Origin of the sequence: Aurantibacillus circumpalustris (genome assembly GCF_029625215.1) — a bacterium.
GTDB classification, from domain to species: domain Bacteria; phylum Bacteroidota; class Bacteroidia; order B-17B0; family Aurantibacillaceae; genus Aurantibacillus; species Aurantibacillus circumpalustris.
Map to the genome: position 1 here is coordinate 1,778,286 of NZ_CP121197.1, position 16,151 is coordinate 1,794,436.

14 protein-coding genes are annotated in these 16,151 nt (G+C 34.8%); 13 read left to right on the forward strand and 1 reads right to left on the reverse strand.

The window, feature by feature from the left end; translation table 11 throughout:
* The first annotated feature begins 194 nt into the window (after positions 1-194).
* The 10 genes from P2086_RS07505 (at position 195) to P2086_RS07550 (ending at position 11,976) form a co-directional block, all read left to right on the forward strand.
* Positions 195-1,328, forward strand: coding sequence for a helix-turn-helix domain-containing protein (locus P2086_RS07505; protein ID WP_317899831.1), 1,134 nt, complete (start codon positions 195-197; stop codon positions 1,326-1,328).
* A 171-nt stretch (positions 1,329-1,499) separates the two neighbouring features.
* Positions 1,500-2,486 carry a T9SS type A sorting domain-containing protein gene (locus P2086_RS07510; protein ID WP_317899832.1) on the forward strand — a complete coding sequence of 329 codons (987 nt, stop codon included), beginning with the start codon at positions 1,500-1,502 and terminating at the stop codon, positions 2,484-2,486.
* 82 nt (positions 2,487-2,568) lie between these two features.
* On the forward strand, positions 2,569-3,294 hold the full coding sequence (locus tag P2086_RS07515) for a type III pantothenate kinase (RefSeq protein WP_317899833.1): 726 nt from the start codon (positions 2,569-2,571) through the stop codon (positions 3,292-3,294).
* Positions 3,284-4,840, forward strand: coding sequence for a BamG-related protein (locus P2086_RS07520; RefSeq protein ID WP_317899834.1), 1,557 nt, complete (start codon positions 3,284-3,286; stop codon positions 4,838-4,840). The genes P2086_RS07515 and P2086_RS07520 overlap by 11 nt, the downstream gene beginning before the upstream one ends.
* 27 nt (positions 4,841-4,867) lie before the next feature.
* Positions 4,868-5,407, forward strand: a complete 540-nt coding sequence (gene lptC / locus P2086_RS07525) for an LPS export ABC transporter periplasmic protein LptC (protein WP_317899835.1) — start codon at positions 4,868-4,870, stop codon at positions 5,405-5,407.
* The gene (locus tag P2086_RS07530; protein ID WP_317899836.1) at positions 5,400-5,648 is read left to right on the forward strand and encodes a hypothetical protein; all 249 of its coding nucleotides are present in this window, start codon (positions 5,400-5,402) and stop codon (positions 5,646-5,648) included. Before lptC ends, P2086_RS07530 begins: the two co-directional genes overlap by 8 nt.
* A gap of 344 nt (positions 5,649-5,992) precedes the next feature.
* Positions 5,993-7,234, forward strand: a complete 1,242-nt coding sequence (locus P2086_RS07535; protein WP_317899837.1) for an ABC transporter permease — start codon at positions 5,993-5,995, stop codon at positions 7,232-7,234.
* Between the two features lie 218 nt (positions 7,235-7,452).
* On the forward strand, positions 7,453-7,791 hold the full coding sequence (locus P2086_RS07540) for a hypothetical protein (protein ID WP_317899838.1): 339 nt from the start codon (positions 7,453-7,455) through the stop codon (positions 7,789-7,791).
* A gap of 181 nt (positions 7,792-7,972) precedes the next feature.
* Positions 7,973-10,189 (forward strand): DNA helicase RecQ, encoded by a 2,217-nt coding sequence (gene recQ, locus P2086_RS07545; RefSeq protein WP_317899839.1) that lies wholly within the window; start codon positions 7,973-7,975, stop codon positions 10,187-10,189.
* A gap of 212 nt (positions 10,190-10,401) precedes the next feature.
* On the forward strand, positions 10,402-11,976 hold the full coding sequence (locus P2086_RS07550) for an O-antigen ligase family protein (protein WP_317899840.1): 1,575 nt from the start codon (positions 10,402-10,404) through the stop codon (positions 11,974-11,976).
* A gap of 21 nt (positions 11,977-11,997) precedes the next feature.
* On the opposite strand, the gene P2086_RS07555 is transcribed toward P2086_RS07550, so the two are convergent.
* Positions 11,998-12,870 carry a M23 family metallopeptidase gene (locus P2086_RS07555; RefSeq protein ID WP_317899841.1) on the reverse strand — a complete coding sequence of 291 codons (873 nt, stop codon included), beginning with the start codon at positions 12,868-12,870 and terminating at the stop codon, positions 11,998-12,000.
* A gap of 90 nt (positions 12,871-12,960) precedes the next feature.
* On the opposite strand from P2086_RS07555, the gene P2086_RS07560 reads away from it, so the two are divergent.
* From P2086_RS07560 to P2086_RS07570, 3 genes are all read left to right on the forward strand, one after another.
* Positions 12,961-13,575: a TetR/AcrR family transcriptional regulator gene (locus P2086_RS07560; protein ID WP_317899842.1), complete on the forward strand. Its 615-nt coding sequence runs from the start codon at positions 12,961-12,963 to the stop codon at positions 13,573-13,575.
* A 10-nt stretch (positions 13,576-13,585) separates the two neighbouring features.
* The gene (locus P2086_RS07565; protein WP_317899843.1) at positions 13,586-14,953 is read left to right on the forward strand and encodes a TolC family protein; all 1,368 of its coding nucleotides are present in this window, start codon (positions 13,586-13,588) and stop codon (positions 14,951-14,953) included.
* 78 nt (positions 14,954-15,031) lie between these two features.
* Positions 15,032-16,144 carry an efflux RND transporter periplasmic adaptor subunit gene (locus P2086_RS07570; protein WP_317899844.1) on the forward strand — a complete coding sequence of 371 codons (1,113 nt, stop codon included), beginning with the start codon at positions 15,032-15,034 and terminating at the stop codon, positions 16,142-16,144.
* The last annotated feature ends 7 nt before the right edge of the window (positions 16,145-16,151 follow it).

Here is a 16,151-nt window from a genome sequence, read left to right on the forward strand (position 1 = left end):
CTACAAAATTTTTAATGAAAAAAAACGAAATTAAAATAAGAATCAGCACTTTCAAGGGCTTTTGGGTCTAAAATCCTTTTCATATTCAAAACTTCTTTATGGCAGCCTGAAAAAAGTAAATCTTCATACCCGGCTATTTCAATTTTGTAAGTGGTAAATATTCTGGGAGAAATTTTATTATTTTCGTTCTAATCATGAGTGATTCTTTTATTAAGTATTTAGGTTTACTTTTTCTCGTTGCTGCTGCACAAGGAATTTTTTTTGTTTTCACGCAACTTACTCAGCTTAAAAAACTCAACACGCCCAAATTTTTTCTTTCTCTGATTGTTCTTTTTTTCTCAGTTTCGTTAATTGAAAGTGGGCTTTGGTGGGCAGAAAAAATGGATCAGTTTGTCCATTTTATTTTAATTAGTGATCCTTTAACGTTTTTATTTGGGCCGTTGGTTTACTTTTATTTTAGAAGTAATTTTTCACCAAAGGCTTTTGTTAAAAAGGATTTAATTCATTTTCTGCCTTTTTTTCTTGATCTACTGTATTGCTCTCAGTTTTATTTTAACTCCACTGAAACAAAGGTTGCCATGATGAACAATGAGATTTTGTTTGGCGATTTTTTTAGAGTGGATGTGAACGGATTGTACGTATTGTTTGCAAAAGGAATTTCACTGAGCGTGTATTGTTATTTTATTGGAAAAAATTTTTATGCTAAAACGGTTGTTCTTAAAGAAATAAAAATCTGGTTTTACCTTTCTTTCGGTGTTTTTGTTTTTTATACTTTTAATTTCATTACATTCCATCTACTGGTGCGGTATCACTTAATAGGTGGTTGCGCAGATTATGGCATTGCCTCCGCTTCCGGTATCTTTATTTATTTGTTTTCGTGGTTTGGTTTTGTTAGGCCAAAGGTGTTTGATGGTTATTCTTTAAACGAAAGTTTAATTCCTATATCTATCGAAAAATACAAATCCTCAGTACTTACCGAGAGCTTGGAAAATGAACTGATTTTGCGTTTAAAAGAACTCATGATTTCAGAAAAATTATATAAAAACGACGAAATAAACCTGGAGTTCTTATCCAAACAATTGGGCGTTTCAAGAAACAGCATTTCTCAAGTAATCAATAAAACTGGAATGAATTTTTTTGAATACGTTAATTATTGGCGCATTGAAGAGGCTAAAAAAATATTATCCGAAACAAATAAAAAAGAATTGAATATTATCGAAGTGGCTTACCAGGTGGGATTTAATAATAAAGTTTCTTTTAATAAATTTTTTAAAAAATCAACCGGTCTCACACCTACAGAGTTTAGACGAGTAGCCGCAAATAAATAATCGGTTTAGTTTAAAGCCCCCCTTCGCATTTCTAATTGGAATAGCTCTCCCAGTATTTTGAAAATTCCGTTTACAAGGGCAATTTTTAGTGAAAAAAGGTAATTCTTTACACAAATTACCCTCAAACGGCATTCATTAAAATAGATTTGCGACAAACCAATCCTTTTTATTATGAAAAAAAACCTAATCGCCTGTTTACTTCAAACTGCCCTGATTTTTAATTGTAGCTGTTCTTTTGCTCAGCAGACATATCTGTTTTCAAAAACCACAGGGAACGCTTATTCCGATTTGCTTAATGATAACAATGTACCTGCTTTTAATCCAGCAGGACTTTATAATATAATGAGTTTCCAGGGTGAAACATTCAAATTTTTTGATGTGCCTTTTACTTTTGGTGGTTTAAAAACGCTAGCTATTGGCGAAGCACCTTTTTTAAGGGTGGATAATGATAGTTCGGCTATTATTATCGATGTAGCTTTTAGTTACATTGATACTATAGATGCAACAAGTCGTATATCTTATGCTACTAATGGTACTGCTGGAAGTAAAATTTTAAAGGTGCAGTACAAAAACTTTAAACTCAGTTATGGCCAAGGTGGAAATTTTATTAATACCCAGATATGGTATTATCAGCAGACAGGGGTTATCGAACTTCATTACGGACCAAGATCGACAAACAATGCTAGTGGATTTAATACTTCTAATGGACCGAATATTGGAATTTTTTATTCGCCAGACAATTTTGGCAGTTGCTACGAAAAACTGTGGTGCAATGGCTCACCTGGTAATCTAAGTCTAGATTCTGCTGCCACATTAGTTTTTAGTGCTATGAGCGGTGTGCCGGATCAGGGAACAGTATTTAAATTCACTCCAAAAACCACGGCAACTGTTAGTACTGTGTCGGTAAACGAACTTAGCAAAGCCAATGGGTTTGAATTGTTTCCGAATCCTGCAAGCACTGCAGTCGAGATAAAAGGTGATTTTGCTAGTGCTCGACTGGATGTGTATGATTTGACCGGTAAAATAGTAAAACAAATTAGTGGAATAGCTACAAACACTATAGAAATTAATATTTCAGATCTGCCAGAGGGTTTCTATAACGTGGCAATTAATAACCAAAAAACGAGGTATTTTTCAAAACTCGTGATTGTCCATTAGTTTACCGATAAGCTAAGAAAACGCTCTTCTGCTAGTTTCTAATTTTTTTGAGTAAGTTTTAAAATTAGTTACCTTCGGAATTGTGAATTTTGTGCTCGATTTTGGAAATACCCGAATTAAAACCGGTTTGTTTGAGGGTAATAACCTTGTTGAAACATGTGTCTTTGCCTCGGAAAAAGAACTGCTCAAGCAAATTGATTCTTTCTCCAACATAAAAAATTGTTTAATCGGCTCTGTAACAAAAGATCATGTTCAAACGTCTAAACAGCTAGCATTAAAATTTAATACACGCGTGTTTGAGTCGACCACACCCATTCCTTTGGTAAACCTATACAAAAGTGCACTTACTCTTGGTTCTGACCGCATTGCCGCGTCAGTTGGTGCTTGGAGCTTATATCCAAATAAAAACGTTCTAACAATTGATGCCGGAACGTGTATAAAATATAATTTTGTGAACGAGAAAAATGAATACCTGGGTGGTGCTATTTCTCCTGGTATCCCAATGCGACTGAAAGCTATGCACCAGTTTACACAGGCTTTGCCTTTGGTAGAATTAGATAAGAATTACGATAAATTAACAGGTCAAAGTACGGCCGAATCTTTGCTCAGTGGTGCGCTCGTAGCAGCTGCTTGCGAGGCAGATGCCATGATTGACCGGTATATGGAGCAGCATGAAAATTTGCAAGTTGTTATTACCGGTGGCGACGCTGATTATTTGTGCAAACAACTTAAAAATCGTTTCTTTGCCAACCAAAATATTTTGTTACAAGGCTTAAACACCATTTTAAATTTTAATCTTGAAAAATAAGGCACTTATAGTAATTACCCTGTTAGCACTTTTACCTTTTCTAGGGCAAACACAAAGCAATACATTTAGTCCTTATTCTCGCTACGGAATTGGTGAACTCAGGCAACCAACATTTTCTCACAATACGGGTATGGGCGGTGCGCACATTGCACTGAAGCCAGATTCAACCATGCCGATTTTTATCAACGTAGGAAACCCTGCTTCTTATGCGCTTATTAAATTAACTACGCTTGAGGTTGGAGGAAGTTTTTTGTATTCAAATTTTAAAGGAAGTAATAGTACCAGTTTAAAAAAGTGGGGAACTAATTTTTCTTACGGAGCCATTGGATTTCCTATAAGAAACAACGGTGGTGCCTGTTTTGGAGTTGCACCATACAGCAGTGTGGGTTATGAGACGAAAAATATTAAACAAGAAGAGAGTATCGGGCAAGTAGAATACAATTATAAGGGTGATGGAGGATTAAATAAAGCTTTTATCGGTTATGGTATTATGCCGTTTATTAAAAGAATGGGCAAGTTTCGTTCAAACTATTATTATACTCCTGATTCGTTAAAAGTATTATCTCACAAACAATATATGCGCCGCCAAGGCATTAATAAATTGCTTAGCGATTTTTCGATTGGCTTTAATGTAAATTATATTTTTGGAACTATTGTAAACACCACACGCGTATTATATCCGAATGTTAACACGACTATCTATGATAATACTTACCGCGAAAGAATTTTAAATACAAAAACTTTTACGGGAAATTTCGGGGCGCAAACAGGCATCTCAGTTGATAGTGTAAAAGATCACAAAGGACGAGCGCATCGTATTGAATCAGCGTTGCAAACATTTAAGGCTTTGGGCGTGTTTACAACAGAAGAATTAAAAGTGAAAAAGGACAGTATTGAGGCATCAACTCAGCTTGTTAAAAGGGCTTTGAAACAACGCGTTAAAATTACTTTTGGTTATTTTATGAATCTCAATAATTCATTAAATGTGGATTATACAACTGGAGTGTATAACTATATTTTAAATGGTTTTGGTCAAGAAATCTTACGCGATACCGTTTTTTATACACCAGATAAAAAAGGAAGTATAAAAATGCCATTGGAACAAGGCTTTGGTATAGGACTCAAAAAAGGCGAAAAATTAAGTGTTGTAGCCGATTTCGCAATTACCAATTGGCAAAATTTTAAATACCTTGATGAAACTAATGATCTTAGAAAAAGTTACCGCATAGCCGTAGGAATGAATTTTGTTCCAGAAAAATACGCGGCTGGCCGTGATGCTTTTTTTAAACGCTTAAATTATAGACTAGGTGCCTCTTATAAAAGCGGATCTATTTATTTAAACAATTCTTACATTTCAGACTATTCAGTTTCAGCAGGTATTGGCATACCGGTGGGCATTGGGCGTTTGTCTTCTATGGTGAACATTAGCGGACAATATGGATTTATGGGTTCTAATGATCCTACTTTAATTAAGCAGAATTACTGGCGCGTAAATTTCGGCTTTACTTTTTGCGACCGTTGGTTTCAAAAATACAAATACGATTAAGTTTTGTTAAAACAATGTCGCATAGCTTTGCCCTTTATTCTTCTAAGTGCAGTTTGCGCACTTTTTGTTTCGTGTACAAACGATCTTAAAGATGTAATGGCATTGCCTAAAAACGAATTAAGTCCGTCGCAAATAGGTGATACGGTTACAATGATTTACACAGATAGTTCTCAATTAAAGGTGATGCTTAAGGCAAATAGGATGTTGGTTTTCGAGAAAAATGTGAGTGAACCATTTAAGATTTTACCAAATGGTTTTTTCGTAACCTTTTTTGAAGACGATAAAATATCAGCCACGCTTAAGGCGAATTATGGCGTGCAATACGATGTAAGCAAAAAAATGGAGGCCAAGTATGCGGTTGAAGTTGTAAATAGAGATGGCACAAAACTCGAAACTGAAAAACTTATATGGAACGAACTCACAAAAAAAATATATACCAATGCTTTCGTAAAAATAACAACTGAAACCGAAATTATAACAGGAGTAGGTATGGAGAGCAATCAAGATTTCACAAAGTATCAATTAAAAAAAATAGTAGCAACCCTTCAATTAAAAGACGATGAGTAAAGATTTTCAAAGTAAGGTGTATATCTTTTTAGAACGCCTTTGGTTAGTGGCAGCAGCGCTGGGTGTGTGTTGCGTGGTTTATTTTCTTATCATGAAGGATAATGACAGCGCCCTTTTCTTTTTCGGTTTTTTTGTGTTATCTGCTTTACTTTATTTGCTGCGTAAAAGACAAAGAGTAAAATACGAGAAGTTTCTCGAGAATAACGGAAATGATTATGAACCAGGAAAGAAAATAGACTAATATTAAATGTAAGATGTAAAATGTGAAATGGAAGAGGGGGTGGAGTGTTTTTTGAGTTCACATTTTCTTTATGTAAGATGTAAAATGTGAAATGGAAGAGGGGGTGGGAGTGTTTTTTGAGTTCACATTTTCTTTATGTAAGATGTAAGATGTGAAATGGAAGAGGTGAGTATATTTTCCATCTCCACTTCTATCTTCCAACTTACCTTTTCCAACTTACCTTTTCCATCTTCCCTTTTCCATCTTCCATCTCCACTTCCATCTTCCCTTTTCCATCTTCCCTTCCTGACAGCCGTTCATCCCAAAACCTTTTAAGAGAATTATATAAATAGTAATTTTAAGAAATGCTGTTTGTATTACTTAAAGAGAGTGTATTATTTGCTTGGCAATCATTAGTGTCAAACAAATTGCGTTCTTTTTTGAGCTTACTCGGTATTACAATTGGAATCTTTGCAATTATTCTTGTATTCACAATTGTTGACGGACTAGAAAGTAATATTCGTGGAAGCGTAGAATCTCTTGGTAATAATGTTGTATATGTTCAAAAATGGCCATGGAGTTTCGGTCCCGATTATCCTTGGTGGAAATATATTAATCGCCCAACACCCCAATATTATGAACTTGATGAATTACAAAGGCGCTGTAAAACAACCGAGGCGGTTGCCTATCGGATTGGTGCACGTAAAACAATCAAGTATAGGTCCAATAGTATAAAAAATGCAGTAGTGGCGGGAATTTCCCACGATTTTTATAAGATAAAAAACTTTGATCTCAGTTCGGGAAGGTATTTTACGCAAAACGAAACCGAAGCTGGCTACCGTTTGGTTTTAATAGGTGCTGAAATTGCTGCTGGTCTTTTTGGAGACGAAGATCCGATTGGAAAACAAATTAAGATTTCAGGGCATAAGTCTACGGTAATAGGTGTCATAAAAAAGGAAGGAGAAAGTTTATTAGGAATGAGTTTTGATTATCAAGTCGTAACACCTTATAATTTTGCCCGTTATATCATGGATGTGCGTTCCGAAAGATCAGATCCAACCATTTATGTTAAGGCAAAACCAAATGTGAGCAATGCTGAAATGATGGATGAATTAACCGGAGTATTACGCGGACTTAGGAAAATAAAACCAATCGCCGATCAAAACTTTGCTTTAAATGAAACCAGTCTCTTAAGCAAAGCTTTTGATGCCTTATTCGATATTATTGGAACAGCAGGTTGGATTATTGGTGGTTTTTCAATACTGGTTGGTGGTTTTGGAATTGCCAATATTATGTTTGTATCCGTTCGTGAGCGAACCAACTTAATAGGAATTCAAAAAAGTTTAGGAGCTAAAAATATTTTTATTTTGTTTCAATTTTTAAGTGAAAGCGTTTTGCTAAGTTTTATTGGCGGATTTTTTGGATTGCTTCTCACTTTTATTATTACTGAGCTTGGAAAGGATGCTATGGGTATGGATATTAGTTTAAGCAGTGCCAATATTATTCTTGGTTTTACCATTTCAATACTTATAGGAATAATTAGCGGTTTTATTCCGGCATACAGTGCATCACAGTTAGATCCGGTGGAAGCGATAAGAACGAATTAGTACGATAGTTTAAAATTGTTCAAACAGGTTCAAATGAGTTTAAATGGTTGAAAGGGTTCAATAAAGAGAATAGTTTAAAATTGTTCACAAAAGTTCAAGATGGTTAAAATGAAATTACGTTGGATTAGTGCTCAAATTGCATTGATTGAAAATACTTTAGTTGAAAGTCGTTTTGAACTAATTAAACCACATTTGAACTCCTTTAACCCTTTTCGCCAATGAAACGTCCCCGCATCATATCTATTATTTGTATTATTGGCTACCTGGCTGTACTCATTACTTTCCCTCAAGTATTTTCACCGCCAATTAAAAAACTGGGTATGTTTATGCCTGCCTTATTCGGAATTTTAATCTCTGCGCAGTTTATAGCCTGTGTTGGCGTTTGGTATTACAAACAATGGGGCGTTCAAATGTATTTATTGGCTTTTTTTGCAAAAACTATATTTTTCTTGACTACTCAACAAACCGGGTTTAGCTTTTACTTTGGTGGACTTATTTCCTTGGTTTCCATTATCTTATTATTAAGACACTATCCTAAGATGAATCCAAATCTTTAAAATACGAGCCTTATTCACCTAAATTCTTAATCTCAATTTAGAGGAGAATGGTCTAAAAAAACCCCATTTTTAGAAAAAAGTTTGTTTCATGAAAATAAAATTGTATATCTTTAAATAGGAATTAAAAAAGACCCATTTTTTCATTCCCTCACTAGAACATACATTTTAATCACTCGAACTAATGGTTGGCGAAGTAGAAACATCAGAAATCCTAGATACCCTAAAAAGCTTTTTTGGCTTTAATGGATTTAAAGGTAACCAAGAAAAAATTATTAAAAGCTTACTAGGCGGCAAAGACACCTTTGTGATAATGCCTACTGGCGGGGGAAAGAGCTTGTGCTACCAGCTTCCTGCCATGCTAAGTGAAGGAACTGCAATTGTAGTATCGCCTCTAATAGCACTCATGAAGAATCAGGTGGATGCTATACGCGGATTTAGCAAGGAAACAGGCATTGCCCACTTTTTAAACTCATCTTTAAATAAAAGCGACATTGCCCAAGTTAAAAAGGATGTGCTTTCTGGTAAAACAAAATTATTATACATAGCTCCCGAAACTTTAACAAAGGAGGATAACATCGCTTTTTTTAAAGAATTCAAAATTTCATTCTTTGCCATTGACGAAGCGCATTGTATTTCGGAGTGGGGCCATGATTTTAGACCAGAATACCGTCGTTTACGTCCTATAATAGATGCAGTAGGTTCAGTTCCGGTAATGGCACTTACAGCAACTGCTACCCCAAAGGTGCAGCAAGACATTCAAAAGAATTTAGGGATGATGGGGGCTGAACTTTATAAGTCCTCATTTAACCGCGATAATTTATATTATGACGTAAGGTCAAAACAAAACGTTATAAAGGAGATTATTAAGTATGTAAAATCCAATTCGGGTAAAAGCGGAATTATTTATTGCCTAAGCCGTAAAAAAGTAGAGGAAATTGCTGAAGCTTTAAAAGTGAATGGTATAAAAGCTGCACCTTACCATGCAGGTTTGGATGCAAAAGAACGCGCCAGAACTCAAGACGGCTTTTTGATGGAAGATCTAAATGTGATTGTTGCAACAATTGCTTTCGGTATGGGAATTGATAAACCAGATGTGCGTTTTGTAATTCACCACGATATTCCAAAATCCCTAGAAGGATACTATCAGGAAACCGGTCGTGCTGGTCGTGACGGAGGGGAAGGTAAATGCGTTACTTTTTACAGTTACGATGATATTTTGAAGTTGGAAAAATTCATGAAAGACAAACCAGTTGCCGAACAGGAAATTGGTAAACAAATGCTTTCTGAAACCGCTTCTTTTGCTGAAACTAGTAGCTGTCGCCGAAAATTTTTACTCCATTATTTTGGAGAAGAGTTTGATGAGGTAAAATGTAATGGTATGTGCGATAATTGTCGCCACCCTAAACAAAAATTTGAAGCTAAGGAGGATCTTGAGTTGGCTTTAAAATGTATAAGTGAAATTAAAGAAAAACATAAAATTAAAGATGTGATAAATGTGTTGATGGGGAACTTAACTGCTACCGCCAAAACATATAAGCACAATACTGTTGAATCATGGGGCGCTGGAGTTGATCATGATAAGGATGATAAATTTTGGCAAGCAGTTTTAAGACAAACTATTGTAAACGGATTTTTATCAAAAGACATTGAAAATTATGGTTTGTTGCGCTTAACAGATAAAGGAAAGGCCTTTTTGAAAAAACCAGTAAGCATTAAATTTACACTTGATCACGATTATGCTAAAGGCGATGCTCCTACAGGTGATGATGATATTGTTGTTGGAGGAAAAGGTGGTGGATCAGCAGCGGATGAGATACTGTTTGCCATGCTCAAAGATCAGGTTAAAAAAACAGCCAAAGCAAAAGGTTTACCTCCCTATGTTATTTTTCAAGAGCTGTCTTTGGAAGAAATGTCGATTCAGTATCCAATAACCATGGATGAAATGACAAAGATAAGTGGTGTTGGTTCTGGTAAAGCAGCCAAGTACGGTAAAGCTTTTGTGGATTTGATAAAAAAATACGTGGATGATAATGACATCGAACGTCCGGTTGATATGGTGATTAAGTCGGTAGTAAATAAATCTGGTTTAAAAGTATACATCATCCAAAATATTGATAGAAAAATTGGCTTAAAAGAAATGGCAAAAAGTAAAAACCTTACCCTTCCAAAACTTTTAACGGAAATAGAAACCATTGTTGAATCTGGCACCCGCATAAATATCAATTATTACATTGATGATTTGATGGACGAAGAAAAACAAGATGAAATTCTGGAATACTTTAAGGAAAGTGAAACGGATAGTGTTGAAGATGCTTTAAAGGAGTTAGGCGAAAACGATTATTCTGAAGAAGAGATTCGTGTGATGCGGATAAAGTTTTTATCAGATTTTGGGAATTAAGCCACGAATTACACAAATTACACGAATAAATCCCGCTACAGGCGGGATTTATTTTTATTAGTAATAAGGCCAACGTATAATTTCAATTCTGCAAAGCATTATAAATTTGCCTACAATGTATTTCAAAATAGTTTAGCGTAATTCGTGAAATTGGTGGCTAATAATTTGTCAACCCTAATAATTTATCCTCTTTTTTTTCGTTTCTTTAAGACTTGTTGTTCTCACCAAAAATACACCGTTATATTTTTCTCTTCGGCATTATAGGCCTTGGCTACGGCATGATGATGGGTGCTGTTCCTACGAGTGTACCACAATTAATTTTATTGGGAAATTGGATTGCGGAGGGGAATTACAAATGGAAGTGGAACCAAATCAAAACAAATAAATTATTTTGGATACTGAGTGCTGTGTTTTTAATTCACATTCTTGGATTTCTTTATTCAAATAATTTGGTAGAAGGGTGGAAAGATTTACAGATTAAGATCCCACTTATGTTTTTGCCACTTTTATTTTTTACGGCAAAACCATTGTCAAAACAAGAATTCAACGGCGCTTTGTATTGTTTTATTGTTGGTTGTATTACTAATACGCTATGGTGTTTAACCTACACTTTTGTTTTACATCAAAACGAAGTCGTACGAAATGCTTCACGTTTTATGAGTCACATTCGTTTAGGCTTGTATTTAAATGTTGCCATAACGGTTTGTATTTATTTTGCTGTCAAAGCACAAGGGCTTATTAAAAAAGCGTTTTTTAGTTTATGCGCTGTTTATTTTATTTTTATTTTGTTTGTTTTAGGTTTGGCTTCTGGTTTGGTAAACTTTGCAATTCTTTTTTTTCTTGCCATGTGTGTGATTATTTATTGGCAAAAAACACTTTTTAAAATTGCAGGATTTGTTTTTCTGGTTGGTTTTATATCATTGTCGGTATCATATATAAATTCAATCGCAGCAATTCAATTAACTACTAAGCAGTCTGAAAATAATAAAGAACTCATATTTTCTGGCTCTGGTAAGACCTATCTTCATTTTGAAAATCGCGGTCAGAAAGAAAATGGAAACTATGTTCAAATAAACATTCAGCCGGATGAACTAAAAAGAGAGTGGAATAAAAAAGCGCCCGCAGATAGTTTTAATTACGAATCACAACAGAACATTCAACGTTATAATGTATTGATACGTTACTTGTCGAGCATGGGGTTAAACAAAGATTCATTTGGAGTTGCGCAATTAAATGAGAGAGATGTATTAAATATAAAAAAGGGAGTTTCGAATTACGCCTATCCAACATGGTCGTTTTTACATAAACGAACTTACGAATTGGTAAATGAGTACGATGAATTTAGAAACAACCGAAAAATTAATGGGCATTCATTAACCATGCGTCTGTATTTTTGGAAAGCAGCACTTCATCTGATAAAGCAGAATGTTTTGTTTGGAGTGGGAACCGGAGACTTACAAGAAGAGTTAAATAGAACCTATGTCGAAACGCATTCTCCATTAGAAGTTGAATGGTTTAAACGTCCACATAATCAATTTTTGTCAATCGCAGCAGTTTACGGAATAATCGGTTTGTTGATTTTTATTATCGGAATTGTTTATCCCGCTTTTAGTTTGCGAAAACATCTACCAAAAGTGTATTGGCCATTTTTTATTATAGCCGTGATTTCATTTTTTATGGAAGATACTTTAGAAACTCAGGCAGGCTGTACATTCTATTCTTATTTTACGGCATTATTTGTATCCGCAGGGTACTTTGAAAAATATAAGATGAGTAGTGATACTTGATTGTTGAAGAATTTATAGGGCTTAAAAAGCCACAAAATCTTGTGGATTTATAGGAGAACCATTAAACCAAAGTTCAAAATGCAAATGCGGACCATGACTTTTTTCGCCGCTGTTTCCGACTATAGCGATGGCTTCACCAGATTTTACCCGATCTCCAGTAGTTTTCAAAAACGAAGAACAGTGCTTATAAATACTTATGAGGTTATTGGGGTGTTGAACTTGTACTACATTACCATCTCCGGCAGAAAAACCAGTAAAAATAATGGTTCCATCGAGCGTTGTTTTTATTGTTTCATGTTGTTTGGTAACAATATCTACTCCAAAATGTTCCTCGTTAATATCGAAAGACTCCGTAATAAGTCCTTTTACAGGCGTAAAGAAAACGGCTTCCGTTAAACCAGTGTACTTTAACTTTGCTATACCAGTTGAGGTATTGCTCTTATTTTGTTCATATTCTTCCCGAAACTGGATATCTGTAGAACTCGGTTTTGTATTTACTTTAGCAAACTTGCCGGTGGTGTCTTTTTTCGGTTTTTGGGTTTTTGTTTCAATTTTTTCATCAACTGCCTTTAGTACAGCATTCAAATAAACGTCGTGTGAGCCTAGTGCTTGTTCAAGAGAATCGGCCTTAATATTTAGTTCAAGAATTTGTTTTCTCTCCGCAATATCTCCATAACCAGGAATGTACTCTCTTAAAGACGTAAAAGCTACAATACTAATAACAAAACTGGTCATAACAATGGTGATTGCCAGCATGCCAATAATTAGGCCATAGGGCGTTAAGCGCACAGAGACTTTTTCCCCAAAAGTCGCGTCATTTAATATAACGAGACGGTATTTTTTGCTTAGAAAACGCAAAAAACGTTTCCATCTTGTAGCTTTTAGCCCCTCCATCGGATGTAAAGATGCAAAAAAAGAATAATTTTTAACGGAAACTTGCAAGACAATTAAAGTTTCCGTAGTTTTGTGGCCGAATTAATAAAAATGGAGCCACAAGAAAAAATATTAAAAACAGCATTAGGGTTATTTTTTAAATATGGAATAAAGCATATTACCATGGATGATATTGCCAAAGAGCTTGGTATGTCTAAGAAAACGATCTATCAATTTTACAAGGAGAAGGATGATTTAGTAAATCAGCTTTGCAATATTCAGTTGCTTGAGCAAGAGCGTCATTTTGATGAAATGAACAAATCGGCTAAAGATCCCATTCATGAAATAATGTTAATTTCTGAAATGATGATGACGATGATGCAAAACATTAACCCCATGTTTTTCCTCGATTTACAAAAATTTTACCCAACAGGCTTTCAAAGATTTCAATCATTCAAAGAAAATTGCGCTTATAAAAACGTACTGACAAATATTAAAAAAGGAATTGAGTTAGGCGTTTACCGCGCTGATTTGGATGTGGAATTTGCTTCGCGATTACGAATGGCACAAATAGACATGCTAATGTTTGGGAATTATTTCAGTTTTGAAAGAGTAAGTTTTGCAAAAACCAACACGTTGGTGTTGGATATTTTTGTTTTTGGGATCTGCACAATAAAAGGACACAAATTATTTAATAATTATAAAAAAATAAACGAAGAAGAATAAAGCAATACCTATGAAACACATTACAAAATATGCATTAATTCTTACCCTGATGGTAATGGTGCATCAAACAAAATCACAAGACAATAAAACAAGCTTTAGCTTGCAGGAGGCGATTGATTATTCGCTTAAGCATAGTCCAAATTATTTGAACGCGGAATTGGATTTAAAAAGTGCTGATTACAAGCGAAGAGAAATTACCGGACTTGGTCTCCCTCAAATTAATGGTAGCATTGATTTAAAGGACTACTTAGAATTGCCGACCTCTTTACTTCCTCTGCAAGCTTTTGATAAAACGGCACCTGCCGATGCCTATCAAGCAGTTAAGTTTGGAACAAAATACAATTCAACAGCTGGTTTAAGTTTTTCTCAATTAATCTTTAGTAGTGATTATATATTCGGCTTAAAGGCATCGAAAGAATTTATGAATCTTTCTAAAATATCCGTTGCCAGAAGTAAAGCAGATTTAACTTCTCAAGTCGCAAAGGCATATTATATGGTACTTATTAGTAAGGAACGCATTAAGTTACTCACTGCAAATATAAGTAAGTTGAAGAAAATTTTTGACGATACCAAAGCGCTTAACGAACAAGGTTTTGCTGAACTTATTGATGTTGAAAGGCTAGAAGTTCAGTACAATAATCTTGTAACTGAAAAAGAAAAGACAGTTAAACTAATTGGTTTAACTGAATCGGCGTTAAAATTTCAAATGGGATATGGAATTAATGAAACAATTGTTTTGACAGATAGTTTGCAGATTGAAAAAGAACAAGCAGAATTATCCTCAAATAATATTGACGTTACACAGCGGCCGGATTTTAAATTATTACAGGCACAACAGACTTTGTTGGATATAGATGTAAAACGACTTAAGTGGGGATACTTGCCAACATTGGCAGCTTATGGTTCTTATCAGTATAATACACAAAGGAACTCGTTGACTTTTTCAACGGATAAAAATGATCCAACAAAACAAAAACAATGGTATAAGATTGCATTAATTGGTGTTACGCTGAATGTAAATGTATTTGATGGGTTACAGCGTCATTACAAAATACAACAAGCTAAAATAACTTCATTAAAGAATCAAAATACGCTTAAAACAATTCAGATGGGCGCTGAGTTGGAGGCTAGTGTAGCTGGTATTTCTTACAATAATGCATATTCGAGTATGCTTTCGCAAAAACGAAATATGGAATTAGCGGATCACGTTTATGAAACTGCGCAAAAAAAGTATCAGGGTGGTGTTGGAAATAATATTGAAATTATTAACGCAGAAACTTCATTGAAAGAATCTCAGACCAACTACCTAAATGCAGTGTATGATATGATAATCGCTAAGATCGACTATCAAAAAGCAACCGGAACCTTAGTTAAATAAAACCGATTATAGATTAATAAAACGTATACAATGAAATCCAATAATAAAAAATATAACAACACTCTAAAAAACAAAATCATGAATAAAAATTCTCTACTCATACTGGCTGTAACAATCCTATTGGTTGCCTGCGGTGGTGGCGTTTCTGATAAAAAAGCAGAACTTGAAAAATTGAAAAAAGAAAGGGCAAGCTTAGAAACAAAAATTTTAGCCTTAGAAGAAGAAGAAGCAAAAACGGATACTACTGCAGCTGAAAAGCTTACGGATGTTGTAGTAAAGCCGCTTATGCCAGTAACCTTTAAATCTTATATAGAAGTACAAGGAAGAGTAGATGCGGAAGAAAGTGTTTCTTTGGCAACAGAAATGCCAGGAACGGTGACAAAAATTAATGTAAAAGCGGGTGATCGCGTTACTAAGGGGCAAATTCTTGCCGAAACAGATGCGCGCGCGATGCTACAACAATTGGCAGATCTTCAAGTAAATTTGGAGTTATCAAAGCAAGTATTTGAAAAACAAAAGAATTTATGGGAGCAAAAAATCGGAACTGAAATTCAATACCTACAAAGTAAAAACACAAAAGAAAGTTTAGAGTTGAAAATTTCTGCGCTTCAAGAGCAATTGCGTATGACAAAAATAATATCTCCAATTGATGGAACGGTTGACCTAGTAAATCTTAAGATTGGTCAAGCGGTTGCACCCGGTTACGGTGTAATTAATGTGGTTAATTTTTCTAATTTAAAAGTAAAAGCCGATGTCGCTGAAACTTACGCTTCACGTGTAAAAAATAATAATGAAGTATTGGTAATGTTTCCAGATATGAACGACACAGTAATATCTAAAATTAACTACGCATCTCGTGGAATAAATGCATTAACCAGAACTTTTGCTGTTGAGGTATTATTAAATGGAAAGAAAGAATTTCATCCAAATACTGTCGCTAAATTAAAAATAAACGATTACCAATCAGCGAAACCAGTAATTGTTGTGCCGGTTAAATTTATTCAGAAAACCTCAGATGCAAGTTATGTCATGGTAAGTGCAAATGGTGTTGCAGTGCAAAAAATGGTTACAGTTGGACGCGAATACAATGGTGTTGCAGAAATACTTACCGGTTTAAAGGAGGGTGATTTAATGATTACTCAAGGGTATGACCTTGTTAATGATGGCACAAAAATAAACGCAAAAAAGTAATTAAGAT